This window comes from Nonomuraea sp. 3N208 (genome assembly GCF_052245935.1).
Lineage (GTDB): Bacteria > Actinomycetota > Actinomycetes > Streptosporangiales > Streptosporangiaceae > Nonomuraea.
The window spans coordinates 90,309-109,496 of the sequence record NZ_JBQQBR010000030.1 but is presented as its reverse complement, the minus strand read 5'-3'; the positions used below and the strand labels follow the sequence as shown (position 1 = coordinate 109,496).

Here is a 19,188-nt window from a genome sequence, read left to right as displayed (position 1 = left end):
GAGTGGACCGCCCCTTTCACTCCGACCGTTGCCGGTACCCACCAGGAGACCCTTCATGCGAACATCCCGTTTACTTCCCGTCCTGACCGCAGCCCTATTAGGGCTGCTGCTGTCCGCAGTGCCGCTGGTGGCGCACGCGACCGCTCCGCAGTTCAAGGTGCTGCTGTTCACCGAGACCGCGAGCGGCGCCTTCCGGCACGACTCCATCCCCGCCGGTGTCGCGATGTTCCAGCAGATGGCGACCGACAACAACTTCCAGCTCGATCACAGCGAGAACTCCGCCGTCTTCTCGACCGCGACCCTGAACACCTACGACGCGGTGATCATGTTCCAGACCAACGGCATGGTGTGGGACAACGACGCCCAGCGTCAGGCCTTCCAGGCGTATGTGCGCAGTGGCCACGGCGTCGTCGCGATCCACAACGCCACCGACATGAACATCGAGGCACAGTTCCCCTGGTGGGACCAGGTCGTCCTGGCCGGCGCGCATATGACCGCGCATTCGGCGATCCTGCAGGGCACCGCCAAGGTGGCCGACAAGGTTCACCCCTCCACGAAGGGGCTGCCGGATCGGTGGGTGCGTCCGGAGGAGTGGTACAACTTCGACAAGAACATGCGCGGCTCGGTGCACGTGCTGGTGACCGCGGATGAGACCACCTATGACGCGGGGCCGAGCAAGATGGGCGCCGACCACCCGATCTCCTGGTGTCACAACCCGGAGGGCGGCCGGGTGTGGGCCACCGCGATGGGCCACCAGGCGTCCTCCTATTCGGAGCCGCTGTTCAAACAGCACCTGCTGGGTGCAGTGCAGTGGGCGGCGGGCGGGGCGCCGGGTGACTGCGGCGGCACGGTCGCGGCCCGGTTCCAGAAGGTGACCCTCGACGGCGCACCGGACCAGCCGATGGAACTGGACGTGGCCGCCGACGGCAGGGTCTTCTACATCTCGCGCTCCGGCAAGGTGAACATGATCACCGCCAATGGCGGGGGCACGCGCGTCATCGCCACCCTGCCGGTGTACGACGGCGGCGAGGACGGCGGCATCGGGCTGGCGCTGGATCCGAACTTCGCCACCAACGGCTGGATCTACGTCAACTATTCGCCCTCCAATGGCGGTGAGGTGAACCGGGTATCGAGGTTCACCTTCAACGGCACCAGCCTCGACTTGGCGAGCGAGAAGAAGATCATCGAGGTTCCGGCGTACCGCAACGTCGACGAGCCCGGCCACACCGGCGGCTACCTCGCGTTCGGCCCAGGGGGCAATCTATACGTCGGCCCGGGTGACGACACCAATCCCCACGCGTCCAGCGGCTACACCCCGATCGATGAGCGGCCGGGCCGGGAGCATTACGACGCCCAGCGGTCCGCGGCCAACACCAACGACCTACGCGGCAAGATCCTGCGCATCCACCCCGAGCCCGACGGCACCTACACGATTCCGTCCGGCAACTTGTTCGCGCCCGGCACCGCCCAGACGCGGCCGGAGATCTACGCGATGGGTTTCCGCAACCCGTTCCGCTTCTCGGTGGACAAGGTGACGGGCTGGATCTCGCTGGGTGACTACGGCCCCGACGCGGGCGCCGCGAACTCCAGCCGCGGTCCCGAGGGCACCGTGGAGTGGAACCTGATCAAGCAGCCGGGCTTCTACGGCTGGCCGTACTGCGTCGCCAACAACATCGCGTACAACGACTTCAACTTCGCCACCAACACCTCCGGCGCGAAGTTCAACTGCTCGGCGCCGGTCAACAACTCTCCCAACAACACCGGCCTGACCAACCTGCCCGCGGCCAAGCCCGCGACCGTCTGGTACAACTACCACGCCTCGGCCGAGTTCCCCGAGATCGACTGCTGCGGTGGTGCGGGCCCGATGGGGGGACCGTTCTACCGCTACGACCCGGCCGGCAGCTCTGACCGCAAGTTCCCCGAGTACTTCGACGGCACGCCGTTCCTCTACGAATGGAGCCGCAACTTCGTCAAGGAGCTCCGCCTGGACTCCTCGGGCAACCTCCTGAAGATCAACCCCTTCGTGGCACAGCTCGCCCCGCATGCGCCGATCGACATGAAGTTCGGTCCGGACGGCGCCCTGTACATGGCCGACTGGGGCAATGGCTTCGGCCACGCGAACACCGATGACAGCATCTACCGCGTCGACTACGTAGCCGGAAACCGCGCGCCCCTGGCCAAGGCGAGCGCCAACCCCGACTCGGGCGCGGCACCGCTAGCGGTGGCGTTCTCCTCGGCCGGCTCGTCCGACCCCGACGGCGACGCGATCACCTACGCGTGGGACTTCGGCGACGGCGGGACCTCCACCAGCGCCAACCCCTCTCACACCTACAACACCAACGGCACGTACACGGCCAAGCTGACCGTACGGGATTCCGGCGGGAAGACGGGCAGCATCACGTTGCCCATCGTCGTCGGCAACACTCGTCCCAAGGTGGCCTTCTCGGCTCCACCCGACGGTGGATTCATCGACTTCGGCGATCAGGTCGCCTACACGGTGAACGTCACCGACGCCGAGGACGGCGCCGTCGACTGCACCAAGGTCAACGTGATCACGGCGCTCGGCCATGACCAGCACGCCCACGACACCGGCCAGTACACCGGTTGCTCCGGAACGGTCACCACCACCGCCTCCGGCCATGACGAGGCCTCCAACGTCTACTACGCACTGTCCGCCGACTACACCGACAAGGGCGGCCTGAAGGGCACCGTCGGCATCACCCTGCAGCCGAAACACAAGCAGGCCGAGCACTTCACCGGCTCGTCCGGAATCCGGATCGTCGACGAGCCCGGAGCCGAGGGTGGCAGGCGCATCGGCGACATCTCCAACAATGACTGGATCTCCTTCAGCCCGATCAACCTGTCCGGGATTGACACGGTGTCCTTCCGCGTCTCGGCGCCGTCCAACACCGGGGCGTCCATCGAACTGCGCGCCGACTCACCGACCGGGGCGCTCATCGCCTCCAGCCCCGTGCCCGCGACCGGGGGATGGAACACCTACGTGTCGCTGCCGGCGGTGCAGGTCACCGACCCCGGTGGCACCCGCAATGTCCATGTCGTGTTCAAGGCGCCGTCCGCCAACTCGTTCGACGTGGACTCCATCACCTTCAACGGCAAGGGCGTCGGGCAGGGGGACGGCTCGCCTCCGGGCGGCACGAGCGCGCTGCGGGGTGTGGGATCGAACCGGTGCCTGGACGTCAACGGCGCCTCGCAGACGAACGGCGCTCAGGTGCAGATCTGGGACTGCAACGGGCAGGCCAACCAGCAGTGGACCTCCACCAGCGCGGGCGAGCTGCGGGTGTACGGCACCAAGTGCCTGGACGTGAACGGGGCGGGGACGGCGGACGGCACCGCGGTGATCATCTGGGACTGCAACGGGCAGAACAACCAGAAGTGGCGCCTCAACGCCGACGGCACCATCACCGCCGTCGGGGCGAACAAGTGCCTGGAAGTCAGCGGCGCCGGCACCGCCAACGGCACCAAGGTGCAGATCCGGACCTGCAACGGCCAGAACAACCAGAAGTGGACCCGCGTCTGATCCCCATGTGACGCCCGAACCCTGGAGCCGGCCCGCCCTTCTGCGGACCGGCTCCGCGGCCTGGCCGGCGTGCCGTGCCGAGTGGGCGGCCAAGGTTCTGCCGAACACGGCGCCTGCTTCACAGAAGCTTCACGGTCGAAGTCGTACGCGCCACATGATGCCCCGGTTCGCTGTGGGGTGTGGACAGCTTTCCCCTCACACGAAAACTCGTGGTCGCGGCTCATGCCGGGCTGGCGGGGGCGCTGGTCGGCGCCGCCGCCCTGCACCTCGGCTGGGCGAAGCAGGTGGACACCGTCCGGAACGTGTTCAGCGACTACGCGCTGAGCGACGGCGCGGACCAGGTCTTCGCCGGGACCGTGGCCTGTCTCTCGATGGGATCGACGGCGCTGGTCGCCGGACTCGTACGGTCCAGGCTGCCGGTCGGCGCGCCGGCGATCGTACTGCTGGGCGCGTGGTGCGGCGGGTTGGCCCTCGCCGTGGTCTTCCCGACCGACACGCCGGGCGTCCCCACTATAGAAGGGCTGGTGCACCGGTACGCGGCGGGTGGAGCCGTGGCGGCGCTCCCGGCCGCCACACTGCTGATCGCCCGGCGGCTGGGACGACGGCCCGGGTGGGAGACGACGGCGCGGGCATTGCGTCGTACCTCGTGGGCGAGTGTGGCCGGCTGCGTCGCTTTCATGTGCGCGCATCTGTGCGTCATGACCCCGGACCCGACCTCGCTGGTCCAGGAGATCGGCAGTTGGCTGGGGCTGGCTGAGCGGATCACCCTCGCGCTGGAGATGGGCCTGCTGTTCATCCTGGCCGGCGCGGTGGCGGCGAACCGGGAGGGCAGACCGGCCGGCGCCGTGGCTGCGAGCCGGGAGGGCAGATGACCTGGCTTGCCATCGGCCTGGCGGTCCTGAACGCCTGCTGCTTCACGGCCGGGACCTGGCTGCAGCACAGCGCGTCGGCGGGTGGCGCGTCCCTAGTGGCCGCGCTGCGGCGGCCCCGATGGCTGGCGGGGCTGGCGCTGATGACGGCGGGGGCGGTGTTGCAGGTCATCGCCCTGCGACTGGCCCCGGTGACCGTGGTCGAGCCGGCCGGGGTGCTGGGGATCGTGATCAGCGTGGTGTGGGCGCTGCGGCTGCGCCGCGCCCCGCTGCGGTGGGACACCGGCTCGGCGCTGGCGGCGATCCTCGTCGGTACGGGCGGTTTCGCGGTGCTCGCCGCGTTGAACACCGTCCCCCGCCCGGTCCCCGTGGCGGCGCAGATCCAGGCCGGTGCGCTGGTGTTCGCCGTGATGGCCGTCTGCCTGCTGGTCGCCCATCCGCTCAGGGGCCGGGCCCGGTGCCTGGTCCTGGGTATAGGCGGGGGTGCCGCCTACGGCTGCACCTCGACGCTGGTCCGGGCGGCGACGGAGGAGTTCGTCTCGCACGGCGTCAGCGCGCCGCTGTTCGGCACGCTCGCCGGTCTGGCGGCGACGATCCTGGCCGGTTTCTGGTTCGTGCAGCGCGCGTACGCCGACGGTCCACCCGAGAGCACGGTGGCGACCCTCACCGTCGTTGACCCGCTGGTCGCCGTCACCATCGGCATCGGCCTGCTCGGCGAGGCCCCCGGCCTGACCGTGCCGATCGCCGCCCTGGGGCTGGCCTTCGCCGCCGTCGCGATCCTCGGGGTCGTCGGCCTCTCACACGACATCCCCACCCGGCTGCCCCCTTCCTCTCCGTTTCCGCACGACAGGAGCACCCCATGTCCGGCAGTCCCATCCGGCGTATCGTCATCGGCGCGGACACCTATCCGCCCGACGTCAACGGCGCCGCCAACTTCGCCCACCGCCTGGCCACCGGACTCGCCGGCCGAGGCCACGAGGTCCACGTGATCTGCCCCGCCACGGGCGCCGGTCCCGAGCGCGTCACGCCCGACGGTCCGACCGTGCACCGGCTCCCCGCACACGGCACCCCGTTCCATCCCACCTTCCGTGTCTGCCTGCCCTGGCAGATCCGCGGCTCGGCCGCCCGGCTGCTGGACCGGATAGCACCCGACGTCGTCCACGTGCAGTCCCACTTCGCCGTGGGCCGGACTCTGATCAGAGCCGCGCGGCACGCGGCCATCCCGGTGGTGGCGACCAACCACTTCATGCCGGAGAACCTCGTCGGCTACACCTCCCTTCCCGGCTGGCTCGCCGCCCCCACGTGCCGGCTGGCCTGGCGCGATTTCGTACGCGTCTTCCACCGCGCCCAGGTCGTCACCGCCCCCACCCCCAGCGCCGTGCGGCTGATGCGCAGGCACGGCCTCGTCGGTGACGCCGTCTTCCCGGTGTCCTGTGGCCTGGACCTGCACCGCTTCGCACAGCACACGGCGAAGAACCAGGGCGAGGGACCGCGCGTGCTGTTCGTGGGCCGGCTGGACGCGGAGAAGAACGTGGGCGAACTCCTGCGCGCCCTGCCGCTGCTGCCCACGTGGCTCCCGGTCACGGCCGAGATCGTGGGCGACGGCTCCCGCCGCCGTGAGCTGGAGGACCTGGCCCGCGCACTCGGCGTCGCCGACCGCGTCACCTTCCACGGCCTGGTCGGCGACCAGGAGGTCCTGGACGCCTACGCCCGCTGCGACGTGTTCTGCATGCCCGGCACCGCCGAACTGCAGAGCCTGGCTACGATGGAGGCCATGGCCGCCGGAAAGCCCGTCGTCGCCGCCGACGCCACGGCGCTGCCCCATCTGGTGCACCAAGGACGCAACGGCCTGCTCTTCCCGCCTGGCGACGTCCCGGCCCTGGCCGCGGCCCTCGGCTCGATCCTGGGCGACCCCGAAGGCCGGACGCGCATGGGCGAAGCCAGCCGTGAGATCGTCGCCCGCCACGACATCGGGCTCACCCTGGACACCTTCGAAATGCTCTATCGGGAAGCGGCCAAGCTCACGACGGCCCGTGACAGGGAGAACCATGAGCACACAGCGCATTCTGGTCGTTGACGACGAACCCAAGATCCGGATGACGCTGCGCGGCTATCTGGAGGCGGACGGTTTCGAAGTCCTGGAGGCGGCGGACGGCCCGTCCGGCCTCGCCTCGGCCGTCCGCGAACGGCCTGACCTGATCGTGCTGGATGTGATGCTGCCCGGCCTGGACGGGTTCGAGGTGCTGCGCCGTATCCGGGCGACCCGCCAGGTTCCGGTGATCCTGCTCACCGCCCGGACGGAGGAGGTGGACCGGGTCATCGGCTTCACCGCGGGCAGCGACGACTACGTCACCAAGCCGTTCAGCGCCCGTGAACTCGCCCTGCGGGCCCGGGCCATCCTGCGCCGCGCGGAAGGCCCGGCCCAGGCCGCGGAGGAAAGGACGCTGCGCTTCGACGGCCTGGTCATCGACCCCGGCACGCGTACGGTCACCTGCGACGACGACCGTACGGCGGAGCTGTCCGCGCTCGACTTCGACCTGCTGGTGGCCCTGGCCCGCGCGCCGGGCCGGGTGTTCACCCGCCGCGGGCTGATCGAGCACGTATGGGGCAGCGACTTCTTCGGCGACGAACGCGTGGTGGACGTCCACATCCGCACGCTGCGGCGCGCGCTCGGTGACGACGCGAGCGCGCCCCGGTTCGTGGGAACGGTGCGCGCCATCGGCTACCGCTTCCTCGCCCGTCCCGCCGTATGACCCGCCCGCCCCGTCATCGGAGGACCGCCTGGGCCGGAGCGCTGCGCAGCGCGGTGCGACGGCTGCCGGCGCTGCCGCTGACCATCCGCCTGACGCTGTCCCACATGACGGTCCTGGTCGTGTCGCTCGTGGTGATGGACGCCACCTCCGGCGTGATCGGGCAGCCGCTGCCCGTCACCGGGCGTACCGACTTTGAAGCACTGGTGGCCGCGCTGGCCAGCCAGGACGAAGGAAACATCGCCTTTGAGATGGTCCTGCCCGCACTGACCGCCGGCCTGATATCGGCGCTCGCCCTGTCCCTCGTGTTCTCCCGGTTCCTGCTCCGGCCTCTGCGCCAGGTCAGTGCGGCGACCCACCGCCTCGCCGACGGGCACTACGACGACGTCCTCAACGTTCCCCGCGAGCCGGGACTCGCCGCACTGGTCGAGGACGTCAACCGGCTGGCCGCCGCACTCGCCGACATCGAGCGGCGCCGCGCCCGCCTGGTCTCGGAGATCGCCCACGAGATGCGCACCCCGATCACCATCCTCAACGGCCAGATCGAGGGAATGGCCGACGGCATCTTCACCCCCGACGACGCCATGTTCGCCTCCCTTACCGACGATCTCACCCGGCTGCGGCGTCTCACGGACGACCTGTCCAACCTCTCCCGGGTCGAGGAGGGCGCGTTCACCCTGCGGCACTCGCTCACCGACGTGACGGCCCTGACGCGGACCACCATCGAAAAGTTGCGTCCCCAATTCGACGACGGCCAGGTCACGCTCGCCATGACCCCCGGCCCGCCGGTCAGGGCCCTGCTCGATTCAGGCCGCATCGCCCAGGTGCTGGTCAACCTCCTGGGCAACGCCCTGCGTGCCTGCGATCCCGGCGGCCGGGTGTCGGTCACCGTGCGCACCGGCGACGGCCCGGCCCCGCACGTGGAGATCACCGTCCAGGACGACGGGGTCGGCATCGCCGCCCACGACCTCACCCGGATCTTCACCCGGTTCGAACGCGTCGAGCACCCCGGGCGCCCGGCCCCCGCGGGCGGCAGTGGCATCGGCCTGACCATCGCGCGCGGCATCACCCGCGCCCACGGCGGCAACATCACGGCTACCTCCGAGGGCTTGGGCCAAGGGGCGACCTTCACCGTCCGCCTGCCGCTGGCACCGATCGGCGCCTGAAGGGCGTTGCGAAGAGTATTGGGCGGGCGTCTGTTGACGACGTCCTTGTACTCGACGGCCACGGCGGCGACCTTCTGCCCGAAGGTGTAAACCTTCGTGATCGCCGTGACGCTCTGGATGGGCACTGAGCGCCATCATCGGATCCGGCAGGGCACGTCGAATCATCTCACCGTAGGCGCCCGCGGCTGCAGTGGCCGTGCACCCGATCGGTCAGCGATCTTCGGCGCGCCCCAGGCTGGCAGGTGAGCACTCAACGCCACCATCGATGTCCGGGCCGTGAAGAGTGGTTCTCAGGGTTTACTCGCACAACTTCCAGGTAATTCGCACAAACGCACTCTACGGTCGCGGCGTGTCAGTAGAAACGGAATCCGTCGACAGCGACGAGAATCGGAAACGAACATTCCGCCGAATGGGACTGGTGGCCGCGGCGGCCGTGATCGCGGTCATGGTCAGGGTCGCCATGTTCGACCACGAGTCCTTCGACTACAAATTCTTTGTCAAAAGCTGGTATGACTTCATCTCCACACATGGTGGATTCGGCGCCCTCAAGCACCGTTTTGCGGACTACAACGTCCCTTATTTGTACCTGATCGCATTATTGACCTATCTACCGATACCCCCGCTCGCCGGAATCAAGATCATCTCGGTGGCGTTCGACCTGGTACTGGCGTACTTCACCTACCGCATCGTCGCGCTGCGCCACATCGGCCGCTGGTTACCGCCACTGGCCGCCCTCATCGTGTTGTTCCTCCCCACCGTGGCGACCAACAGCGGGATGTGGGGGCAGGCCGACTCCATCTACGCCGCGTTCGGCCTGGGCGGCGTGTACTTCCTCCTTCGCCGGCGGCCGTGGCCGGCCGGACTCTTCTTCGGCCTGTCGCTGGCCTTCAAGTTGCAGGCGATCTTCCTGTTCCCGCTGCTCCTGGTGCTGGTACTGAAGAAGTGGATGCCGTGGCGGGCACTGCTGGCCGTCCCCGGGGTCGTCCTGCTGCTGGACGTGCCGGCGCTGCTGGCCGGAGCGCCCTTGGGACAGTTGCTGTCGGTATATGCGCAGCAGGCGAGCTCGTATTCGGCGCTGTCGCTGAACGCGCCGTCGATCTACCAGTTCCTCCCGGCGGGCGCCGACGCGGCGCTGATCCGGCCCATCGGTGTCGCGGTGACCGGGCTGGTGATTGTCGGGCTGTGCCTCGGCGTACTGCTCAGCCGGGTGCAGTTGACGACGGCGAAAATCGTGCTGATGGGAGCGACTTCGGCCGTCCTGATGCCGTTCCTCCTGCCGACGATGCACGAGCGCTACTTCTACCTGGCCGAGGTACTCGCCGTGATCGCCGCGTTCTCCCTGCCGCGCCGTCTCTGGTACGTGCCTGTCCTCGTCCAGGTGGCCTCGTTCTGCGCCTATCTCCCCGTGCTGTTCCCGGCGGCGGATTCGGGGCCTCCTGGAGGCCCGCCAGGGGAGATGTTCACCGGTGAGCCTCCTCCTGGCGGAGACGCAGCGCCTTCCGGCGGAGACCCGGCGTCCGAGGTCCTCGCGGACGAGATGGCGAAGATGTACGCGCCGACCCTGGAGTTCCGGATCCTCGCCGCGCTCATGGCGGTCGCGGTCGTTTCCGTTCTGTGGGCGACATTCCGCGAGTTCCGCCGGGACGCCCGCGCCGGGAGCGCAGAGAACACGGAAAACGCCGACTCATGATGCGCTGAATACGCATTCCCGATCCTCGTTGAGGACTTAAGGCGAAGGAAAGCCATGGCACAAATCTGCCATCCCAGAATGTATGAATGTCACCGGGTCCCAGGCTCCTTTGAGGTTCTGTCCAGCCTCCTCGCGGTTGCACCTGGCAAACCTTTAGTCATGATTAGCATTCCGGCCCCGGCGACTCCGCCGGACCTGACCGGTGCGACAAAGGCCGCCACGGTCGACGTCGTGATTCCGGTGTACAACGAGGAACGCGCGCTGCGCGGCTGCGTGGAAGTCCTGCAGTCGTACTTGGGGGAACAGTTCCCGTTCGAGTGGACCATCACCATCGTCGACAACGCCAGCACCGACGCCACCCTGGCGATCGCCGATGAGCTGGCCGAAGCGACGGATCAGGTCCGCGTGCTGCATCTCGACGAGAAGGGCCGTGGCCGTGCCCTGCGCAGGGCGTGGCAATGGAGCGACGCCGACGTGGTGGCCTATATGGACGTCGACCTGTCGACCGGGTTGGACGCGTTGCTGCCCCTGGTGGCTCCGTTGGTCAACGGCCACTCGGACGTCTCGATCGGCTCGCGGCTGGCCCCGGGCGCGAGGACCGTACGCGGCCCGAAGCGTGAGTTGATCTCCCGGTGCTACAACGCGATCATCCGGCTCAGCCACGGCGCGAAGTTCTCCGACGCCCAGTGCGGATTCAAGGCCGCGCGCACAGACGTGATCCGCCCGCTGCTCGACCACATCAAGGACGACAACTGGTTCTTCGACACCGAACTGCTGTTGCTGGCCGAGCACAACGGACTGCGGGTGCACGAGGTGCCGGTCGACTGGGTGGAGGACATCGACACCCGGGTCAAGATCGGGTCGACCGCGATCGAGGACATCCGCGGCCTGATCCGGGTGGCGAGGGCGAAAGCCGGCGGCACAGCGAGAGTCGCCGACCTGCCAAGGCGTCCGGAACCCAAGCCGTCCCACCCGGACGCGGTGGTGTCCAGACGGGACACCGGTCTGGTCTGGCAACTGTTGTCGTTCGGTGCGATCGGCGTATTGTCCACGGCGGTCACGCTGCTGCTCTACGCGCTCTTCCGGTCGGCGATGGACCCGTTGACGGCCAACCTGCTGGCGCTCGTGATCACCACGATGGTCAACACCGAGGCCAACCGGCGGTTCACGTTCCTCGGCTCCCGTGGCTCGTCCGGCCGGGTGCACCTGCAAGGTCTCATCGTTTTCTGTCTCTACTACGCGTTCACGTCAGCCGCGTTGCTCGTCCTGCACTCGGCAGTGGCCGCACCCTCGCGACTCCTCGAGCTGGTCGTGTTGCTCGGCGCGTCCGTGCTGGGCACGGCCGGCCGGTTCGTCCTGCTGCGTGGCTGGGTTTTCAACCAGGGAAAGGGAAACACATGACCGCCGCCGACACTGGCCAAGCGGAGCAGACGGTGCCCGTCGAACCGGCAGGGCAACCTCCCAGGCGCCGGCCGCGGTACGCGCTCATCGCGATCCTCGTGCTGGGGGCGGCGCTGTACGGCTGGGGGCTGTGGAGCGGCAATTGGGGCAACACGTACTACACCGCCGCGGTCAAGTCGATGTCGTTGAACTTCACGAACTTCCTATTCGCTTCGCACGACCCGGCCGGTGTGGTCACGGTGGACAAACCGCCGCTGGCGTTGTGGCCGCAGGTGGTGTCGGTGTGGATCTTCGGCTTCCACAACTGGTCCGTGCTGCTGCCGCAGGTGATCGAAGGCGTCGCGGCGATCTTCCTGCTGCACCGGACGGTCCGGATGTGGGCGGGGGAGAACGCCGCGCTGATCGCCGCCTTGATCTTCGCGCTCACCCCGATCACCGTGGCGACCACCCAGACGAACAACACCGACACCATGCTCCTCCTCACGCTCGTCGCGGCGGCCTACGCCTTCACCCGGGCGATGAAGGCGGTGGAACCAGGCAGAAGGACGAAGTGGCTGCTGTTCACGGCCTTCCTGGTCGGTTGCGGCTTCCTGGCGAAGATGGCGGCCGCGTACATCGTCCTTCCTGCTCTTTTCGCCGCTTACCTGGTCGGCAACAAGGCTCCTTGGCGCCGTCAGGTGCTCGACCTGGCCAGTGCGGCCGTGGTGCTGGTGGCGAGTTCACTGTGGTGGGTGGTGGCGGTCGACCTGTGGCCCGGCCAGAAGCCGTACATCGGCGGCAGCACCAACGGCACGGCCCTGGACCTGGTGCTGGGCCACAACGGGCTCGGCCGCGTGTTCGGCGCTGAGGGAACGGCGAACGGCGGGGCGGCGACCGGTACACCCCCGCCGGGCGGAGGTGGCCCCGGAGGACCCGGCGGGCCCGGTGGCCCAGGGGGCCCCGGGGGTCCGTCGTTCGGCGGCCCGTCCGGTATCGATCGGATGTTCGCCGACGCCGTCGGCGGGCAGATCAGCTGGCTGCTTCCGTTGGCGCTGATCGCGCTGGTGGTGGCGGCGGTGCTCGGCTTGCGGCGGTGGCGCCGGTCCGCCCCGGCGGACACCGCCGGCCGCGCGGGCTGGGTGCTGTGGGGCGGCTGGCTCCTGGTGTACGCCCTCGTGTTCAGCTTCCAGAAAGGCGTCTTCCACCCGTACTACACCACCGTCATGGCACCCGCGATCGGAGCACTCGTCGGTGCGGGCACAGTGTGGGCGTTCCGGAAGTACCGGGAGCCCGAGGGACGGACCTGGCTCGTGCTGCCCGCCGGCGTCGCGGTGACCGCGGCGTGGGCGTGGGTGGTCATCTCCCGGGACACCTCGTGGCACGGCTGGCTGCGGTACGCGGTGGTGATCGTCGCGCTGGCCGCGATCCCGGCCTTAGCGCTGCGTAAGATCCCGAGGGTGGCACCCGTGCTCGGACTCGTCGCGGTATTGCTGGCACCTGCCGTGTGGTCGGGGGCCAGTGCGTTCGCCTCCACCGCCCCCGCGAGCTTGCCGGCCGCGGGGCCGGCGGACAACGAGATGCCGATTGGCTTGGACAGTGGGGAACTCACCGCGGACCAACGCAAGGTCCTGGACTACGCCAAGTCACATTCGTCCGGAGCCGAGATCACGATGGCGGTCGAGGGCGGCGCCCAGGCCGCGAACACGTACATCGTCGCCACCGACGAGACCGTCATCGGAATGGGCGGGTTCGACGGCCGCGACCCCGCGCCCTCGACGGACCAGCTGACCGCGTGGGTGCGGGCGGGCAGGCTGCGGTTCGTGCTCATCGGCGGGCTGGCCGGCGGCGGGATGGGGGACGACAACAGGGTCATCGAGCGGTCCAAGTGGATCGAGCAGCACTGCAAGCCCGTGCTCACCGCGATCGGCGAGGGCGAGACGCTTCACGAGTGCACGGTCGGATGACTCACAGCGCGTTCTCAGGAAGTTCCCAGGTTCGTCGTCGACGCTGGTCAGGTGGATCAGCAGCGTGGTGAGGCGACTGTCCTCGTAGTGGACGACGAACCGAACATCCTGGAGCTGCTGTCGGCAGCGCTCCGGCTCAGCGGGTTCACCGTGCACGCGGCGGACTGCGGAGCCGAAGCGCTGGCCACGGTCCGGCGCGTCCGGCCGGACATCGTGATCCTGGACGTGATGCTGCCCGACACCGACGGCTTCGACCTCGCCCGCAGCCTCCGTACGGTGCAGGACCAGCTGCCGGTGCTCTTCCTGACCGCACGGGACGCCGTGGCGGACCGGATCGCGGGCCTGACGGCCGGTGGCGACGACTATGTGACCAAGCCCTTCAGCCTGGAGGAAGTCGTGCTGCGGCTGAGGGCGATCCTCCGGCGCACCAACGGCGGCGCCGACGTCCTGCCGGACGGCGGTACCTTCCGGTACGCCGATCTCGTGCTCGACGAGGACGCCCACGAGGTCCACCGGGCCGGCCGGCTGGTGCCGCTGTCGCCCACGGAGTTCAACCTGTTGCGGTACCTGATGGTCAACGCCGAGCGGGTGGTCAGCAAAGCGCAGATCCTCGACCGGGTGTGGAGCTACGACTTCGGCGGGGACGGCCGGATCGTCGAGTCGTACATCAGCTATCTGCGCCGCAAGATCGACTCGGTGGAACCGCCGCTGATCCACACCATCCGGGGCGTCGGCTACTCACTGCGGTTGCCCAGGGAAGAGCGTTGAGCAAGAACCGGTGGCGCAGGCCGTGGACACTACGGGCGCGCCTGGTCATGGTCTTGCTGGTGCTGGCTACCGTCGGCGTGGGCACCATCGGGGTCGCGAGCGTTGTGCTGCTCCGCACGTCGATGATCGCCCGAATGGACGACCAGCTCAGGGATTTCGCGCAGCGGGTGGACGGCCGCCCGGGAGGGTCGTCGCCGTCGCCGGACGACCTTCAGCGCCAGTCTGACGGTCTGCCCACGGACTTCGCGGTCCTGGTGCTCTACGACAACGGGACGCCGGAGTTGTCCGCCCCGGTCACCGCGGACGGGCCGGTTCTGCCGGTGATCAACTCGACCACCATCGGCCAGTACGACGAGCGTCCGTTCACGGTCGACGACAGGCGGGGCGGCGCCGGGTGGCGCGTCCTGGTGTCGCGGCGGACGACGCCCGAAGGGCCGCGGATCGTCGTGGCCGCGCAGTCGACGGAGACCACCGAGGTGACCGTGACGCGGCTGATCTGGATCGAGGCCGGGGTCGGGATCACCGTGCTGCTCGCCCTCGGCGTGGGTGGGTTCTTGCTGGTACGGCTGGGACTGCGGCCGTTGACCAAGATCGAGAAGACCGCGGAGGACATCGCCGGCGGCCACCTCGATCTGCGGGTCGCGTCGGATCCGCGTACCGAGGTCGGCCGGCTCGGCGGCGCCCTGAACACCATGGTCGGCAGGCTTTCCGCCGCGCTGCGCCAGCGGGAGCAGTCCGAGGCGCGGCTGCGCAGGTTCGTCATGGACGCCTCGCACGAACTGCGCACCCCGCTGACGTCGATCCGCGGCTTCGCCGAGCTGAACCGCCGCGGCGGCGCGCCGGACCGGGCCGACGTGGACCGGCTGATGGGCCGGATCGAGGACGAGGCGGTCCGGCTGGGCCGGCTGGTCGACGACATGCTGCTGCTGGCCCGGCTGGACCAGGAACGCGCGCTGGACCTGGCCGAACTGGACATCCGCACGCTCGTCGAGGACGCCGTGCACGACGCCAAAGCCCGCGACCCGGAGCGGCCACTGATCCTGGAAAGCGCCGGCAAACCGGTCCGCGTCACGGTGGACGAACATCGGATGCGCCAGGTGATCACGAACCTCGTCAGCAACGCCATGGCCCACACCCCGCCCGGCACGCCCGTATACGTCCGCGTAGGCATGCCCGCCAAACAGCCAGGACCTCCTGTGGCCGCCGCGGGGAGCCTGGAATCGCGCGGCCGCGTCGTACTGGAAGTGATCGACGACGGGCCCGGCGTGCCGCTGGAGGCCGCGCCGAACATCTTCGACCGGTTCTACCGGGTCGACGAGGCCCGCTCCCGCACACGCGGCGGCACCGGGCTCGGCCTGGCCATCACCGCCGCGATCCTGGAGGCCCACGGCGGCCGCGTCGAACTCCGGACGGCACCCGGCGAAGGCGCTCACTTCACCGTGCTGCTTCCCTGGTCCTAGGCCGGGCGACCGACACGGGTTGTGCGTCGTTTGGCCAGGTGTGCGGGAAATCGACGAGCAACGCTGGGAAGCGGCCCTCCCTGCATCAGTACAGGCCAGGCAAATCCGACCGAAATGTCCCGGACTACAGGGACCCCCAGTGGATCGAGCTGAACTGCAAGTCCGTGCTCACATCGGGCGGCGAGACGCTTTATGGGTGCACTGACGGATGAATCACAGCGCTTTCCCAGGCCGTTCCCACGTTCGTCTTTGAGTCTTACCCTCATGACTGATTGGCTCGTTGGACTGATGGAGAGTCTCGGGGCCCCTGGGGCGGGCCTCGCGATCGCGCTGGAGAACCTGTTCCCACCCCTGCCCAGCGAGGTGATCCTGCCGTTGGCGGGCTTCACCGCCGGCCGAGGCGAGATGGGCCTGCTGGAGGTGCTGGTGTGCACGACCCTCGGCTCGGTGATCGGCGCGCTGGCGCTGTACTGGGTCGGGGCGCTGCTGGGCCGCGAGCGGGTGCTGGCCATCGCCGCCAAGCTGCCGCTGGTGAAGGTGTCCGACATCGAGAAGAGCGAGGCCTGGTTCCAGCGCCACGGCCGCAAGACGGTGTTCTTCGGCCGGATGATCCCCCTCTTCCGCAGCCTCATCTCGATCCCGGCGGGCGTGGAGCGGATGCCGCTGCCCACGTTCACCCTGCTGACGACGGTCGGGAGCCTGATCTGGAACACCGTCTTCGTGCTGGCCGGGTATTTCCTGGGCGAGAACTGGTCACGGGTCGAGACCTACGTCGGCCTCGGCACGAACGTGGTGATCGCCATGGTGGTGGCGGCGGTGCTGGTCTTCGTCGGGGTACGGCTGGCCGAGCGGTACAAAGGCCGCCATGCGGCTCGTCGCGCAGTTCTTGACGGCACCCCAACTCGAGGAAAGCCTGGTGAAGGAGATCACGGCGACCGGCGTCCCCGCGCTCGTGGGTGAGCTGGGCGCCGGACGGTGCTGCCCCTTGGAGGCCGCGCTTCGGCTCAGGCGGTTGGGAGTAGGGGAGGCCCGGTGCTCTCGCGTACGACGAGTTCGGTGGCCAACTCGACGCGGCTCTGGGGCAGTTGCTCGCCATGGGTCAGCGTCAGCAGCATCGAGGTTGCCGCGGCGGCCATCTTGGCGAGGGGCTGGCGGATGGTGGTCAGCGGTGGAATGGCCCACCGCACCGACGGCATGTCGTCGAAGCCGATGACGCTGAGATCGTCCGGGATGCGCAGGCCGAGCTGACGGGCCGCGTGGTAGACGCCGATGGCCTGGCCGTCGTTCGTGGCGAAGATCGCGGTTGGCCGGTCGGGCAGGCGCAGCATGCGGTGCGCTTCGGCCAGACCGCCCTCGATGAGGAAGTCCCCCCGGCCGATCAGCTCAAGGTCGACGGGCACGCCGGCCATGTCGAGGGCGGTTCGGTAGCCGTCGAGACGGGCCCGGCTGGGCAGCGCGGAGTCGGGTCCGGTGATGATGGCGATGCGGCGATGCCCGAGCTCCAGGAGGTGGCGGGTGGCCGTGAGCCCGCCGTTCCAGTTGCCGGCGCCGACCGAGGGGATGTTCCGCGCGGGAGCGTCGGCCGGATCCAGCAGGACCAGCGGGATCTCGCGGCGGGCGAGCTGTTCATGGTGGGTCTCGGTCAGGCCCGAGAACACTGCGATCACGCCGCTCGGGCGGCGCCGCAGCACACTCTCCAGCCAGGCGTCTGCGGCGGTGTGGTCACCGTGCAGGTCCGATATCGCCACCGTGAGGTCGTGCTTACGGGCGGCCTCCGCGACGCCTTTGGTGATCTCGACGGGATAGTCGCCCTCCAGCGCATGGAAGACGAGTTCCACCAGGGCCGTCGGCGTGGAACGGCGGCGCTGTCGCCGGTAGCCGTGCCGGCGGATGAGCTCCTCCACGGCGGCGCGGGTTTCTGACGACACCTCGGAACGGCCGTTCACGACCTTGGAGACCGTCGCGGTGGAGACTCCGGCCAGCTCGGCGAGCTGAGCGATGGTAAGAGGGGACGACTCCGTGGTCATGGCGGCAGTCTAGTCACGGAGTGTGGGGAGGCCGCCGGTGCCGCATGACCCGGGCGGGCTCGGCCTTGCACCGAGCCCGCCACGCCGGCTCCAGCCGGACCTGTCACGCTATTAGCGCTGCAGTGTCAGCAGACCCGGCCGGTAGGGCAGGAGGCCGTAGTCGCCGCCGGAGTTGGGGCTTCGTCCCTGGTAGAGCAACTGCAGGTTGCAGGGATCGACGGTCATGGTCTGATCGGCGCTGGTGCGGATCAGTTCGCCGTGGCTGATGTCGTTGGTCCAGGTGGCGCCGCTGTTGGCCTTGCCGGCGAAGGGGTTGCTCTCGGTGGCGGCCTGGGGTGTCCACGAACCGTTCAGACTGGTGGCGGTGAACGAGCGGAAGTAGCGGCCCTGCGAGCCGATCGCCTCGACGATCATGAGGTATTTGTTCTGGTCCTGGAGCTTATAGACCTGGACGGCTTCGAACAGGTTGTTCGTCGTGTCGCTCATGATCACCGTCGCTGTGGTGCCGAAACTGCCCGGGAAGTTCCCGATGGGCATGCTGGCCCGGTAGATCTTGCCGTTGTCCCCGGCGAAGAACAGGTACATGTTCGTGCTGTCACCGATGAGCGTCTGGTCGATGGGGCCTGTTCCGGAGCCTGAGATGCTCGCGGTGGAGAGCACCTGCTGCGATGACCAGCCATTCGGGTTGGTGGGGTCGCTGGAGGTCCTGTACGAGAAGGCGGTCCCGCCCCACTGGTAGGCGAGCACCCAGATGTTCTTGGGGGCGAAGTAGAGGAGCGTGGGCGCGACAGTCGAGGAGTTCATCGTGTTCTGGCTGGCCGAGGCCATCTCGGACCAGTTGGTGAAGAGGCTGAAGTTCATCGAGCCCCAGCTCGTGCCGAAGTCGTGCGTCGTGGCGTAGACGAGGTGCTTGCCGTTGTAGGGGGCGACGGTGAAGTCCTTGAGCGAGACCCATCCCGACTTCGGCTGCGCCAGCGGGCCCGTCGATGTCCAGCGGTACGTCGACGGAAGATCACATTGACCCGGGTTGCCGCCGCCATCGACCTTGACGAGCTGCCATTGCTGGTTGGCGCCGCCCCAGTCGTCGTACTGGACGATGTTCGCGCCGTCGGCGGTGGAGGCGCCCTGGACCTCCAGGGCCTTGTTGCTGTGGCGCGAGATGAACCTCACATGGCCGTCCGAGCTGTCGGCCAGCCGCCACTGCTGGTTGGTGCCGTTGGTGTCGGACCATTGCACGATCGCGCCGCCGTTGGCGGTTGACCAGTTATAGACGTCGAGCATCTTGCCGGAGTGGCGGGACTTGATGCGGTAGTAGCCTCCGCCGGAGTCGACGAACTGCCACTGCTGCTGGTTGCCGTTGTTGCGGGTCCACTGGGTGATGCGGGCGCCGTCGTTCGTCGCGAGGTTGTAGACGTCCAGGGCCTTGCCGCTGTTGCGGTTGACCAGGACGTACCAGGCGGTGGTGTCGACGGTGGCCGCGTTGGCGGCCTGAGTCTGAAGGGCGACGAACAGGCTCGCCAGTAAGGTGGCCAGCGTCGCGAGGACGGCCAGGGATCTGACTTTCACGTCTGTACCT

The 19,188-nt window shown here is 68.7% G+C and carries 14 protein-coding genes; 12 read left to right on the top strand and 2 right to left on the bottom strand.

Going from position 1 to position 19,188, the window contains the following annotated elements:
• Positions 1-55: 55 nt before the first annotated feature.
• From ACTWPT_RS38295 to ACTWPT_RS38240, 12 genes are all read left to right on the top strand, one after another.
• The gene (locus ACTWPT_RS38295) at positions 56-3,538 is read left to right on the top strand and encodes a ThuA domain-containing protein (RefSeq protein ID WP_443182409.1); all 3,483 of its coding nucleotides are present in this window, start codon (positions 56-58) and stop codon (positions 3,536-3,538) included.
• A gap of 179 nt (positions 3,539-3,717) precedes the next feature.
• Positions 3,718-4,410 carry a DUF998 domain-containing protein gene (locus ACTWPT_RS38290; protein ID WP_443182408.1) on the top strand — a complete coding sequence of 231 codons (693 nt, stop codon included), beginning with the start codon at positions 3,718-3,720 and terminating at the stop codon, positions 4,408-4,410.
• Positions 4,407-5,396: a DMT family transporter gene (locus tag ACTWPT_RS38285; RefSeq protein WP_443182407.1), complete on the top strand. Its 990-nt coding sequence runs from the start codon at positions 4,407-4,409 to the stop codon at positions 5,394-5,396. Before ACTWPT_RS38290 ends, ACTWPT_RS38285 begins: the two co-directional genes overlap by 4 nt.
• A complete protein-coding gene (locus tag ACTWPT_RS38280) occupies positions 5,282-6,484 on the top strand; it encodes a glycosyltransferase (RefSeq protein WP_443182442.1) in 1,203 nt (400 codons plus the stop codon). Before ACTWPT_RS38285 ends, ACTWPT_RS38280 begins: the two co-directional genes overlap by 115 nt.
• The gene (locus ACTWPT_RS38275) at positions 6,456-7,160 is read left to right on the top strand and encodes a response regulator transcription factor (protein ID WP_443182406.1); all 705 of its coding nucleotides are present in this window, start codon (positions 6,456-6,458) and stop codon (positions 7,158-7,160) included. Before ACTWPT_RS38280 ends, ACTWPT_RS38275 begins: the two co-directional genes overlap by 29 nt.
• Positions 7,157-8,323 carry a sensor histidine kinase gene (locus ACTWPT_RS38270; protein WP_443182405.1) on the top strand — a complete coding sequence of 389 codons (1,167 nt, stop codon included), beginning with the start codon at positions 7,157-7,159 and terminating at the stop codon, positions 8,321-8,323. Before ACTWPT_RS38275 ends, ACTWPT_RS38270 begins: the two co-directional genes overlap by 4 nt.
• Before the next feature lie 409 nt (positions 8,324-8,732).
• Complete coding sequence (locus ACTWPT_RS38265) at positions 8,733-10,013, top strand: glycosyltransferase 87 family protein (protein ID WP_443182404.1); 1,281 nt, start codon at positions 8,733-8,735, stop codon at positions 10,011-10,013.
• Positions 10,014-10,172: 159 nt separating this feature from the next.
• Positions 10,173-11,414 carry a glycosyltransferase gene (locus ACTWPT_RS38260; RefSeq protein WP_443182403.1) on the top strand — a complete coding sequence of 414 codons (1,242 nt, stop codon included), beginning with the start codon at positions 10,173-10,175 and terminating at the stop codon, positions 11,412-11,414.
• A complete protein-coding gene (locus tag ACTWPT_RS38255; protein ID WP_443182402.1) occupies positions 11,411-13,357 on the top strand; it encodes an ArnT family glycosyltransferase in 1,947 nt (648 codons plus the stop codon). Before ACTWPT_RS38260 ends, ACTWPT_RS38255 begins: the two co-directional genes overlap by 4 nt.
• A 51-nt stretch (positions 13,358-13,408) precedes the next feature.
• A complete protein-coding gene (locus ACTWPT_RS38250; protein WP_127932343.1) occupies positions 13,409-14,125 on the top strand; it encodes a response regulator transcription factor in 717 nt (238 codons plus the stop codon).
• Entirely contained in the window at positions 14,122-15,585 is a 1,464-nt protein-coding gene (locus ACTWPT_RS38245; RefSeq protein WP_443182401.1) for a sensor histidine kinase, read from the top strand. The genes ACTWPT_RS38250 and ACTWPT_RS38245 overlap by 4 nt, the downstream gene beginning before the upstream one ends.
• Positions 15,586-15,849: 264 nt before the next feature.
• Positions 15,850-16,545: a DedA family protein gene (locus ACTWPT_RS38240; RefSeq protein ID WP_443182400.1), complete on the top strand. Its 696-nt coding sequence runs from the start codon at positions 15,850-15,852 to the stop codon at positions 16,543-16,545.
• A 44-nt stretch (positions 16,546-16,589) separates the two neighbouring features.
• On the opposite strand, the gene ACTWPT_RS38235 is transcribed toward ACTWPT_RS38240, so the two are convergent.
• Together ACTWPT_RS38235 and ACTWPT_RS38230 are read right to left on the bottom strand one after the other, a co-directional pair.
• On the bottom strand, positions 16,590-17,612 hold the full coding sequence (locus ACTWPT_RS38235; protein WP_443182399.1) for a LacI family DNA-binding transcriptional regulator: 1,023 nt from the start codon (positions 17,610-17,612) through the stop codon (positions 16,590-16,592).
• 111 nt (positions 17,613-17,723) lie between these two features.
• Positions 17,724-19,178 (bottom strand): non-reducing end alpha-L-arabinofuranosidase family hydrolase, encoded by a 1,455-nt coding sequence (locus ACTWPT_RS38230; protein WP_443182398.1) that lies wholly within the window; start codon positions 19,176-19,178, stop codon positions 17,724-17,726.
• Positions 19,179-19,188 lie beyond the last annotated feature (10 nt).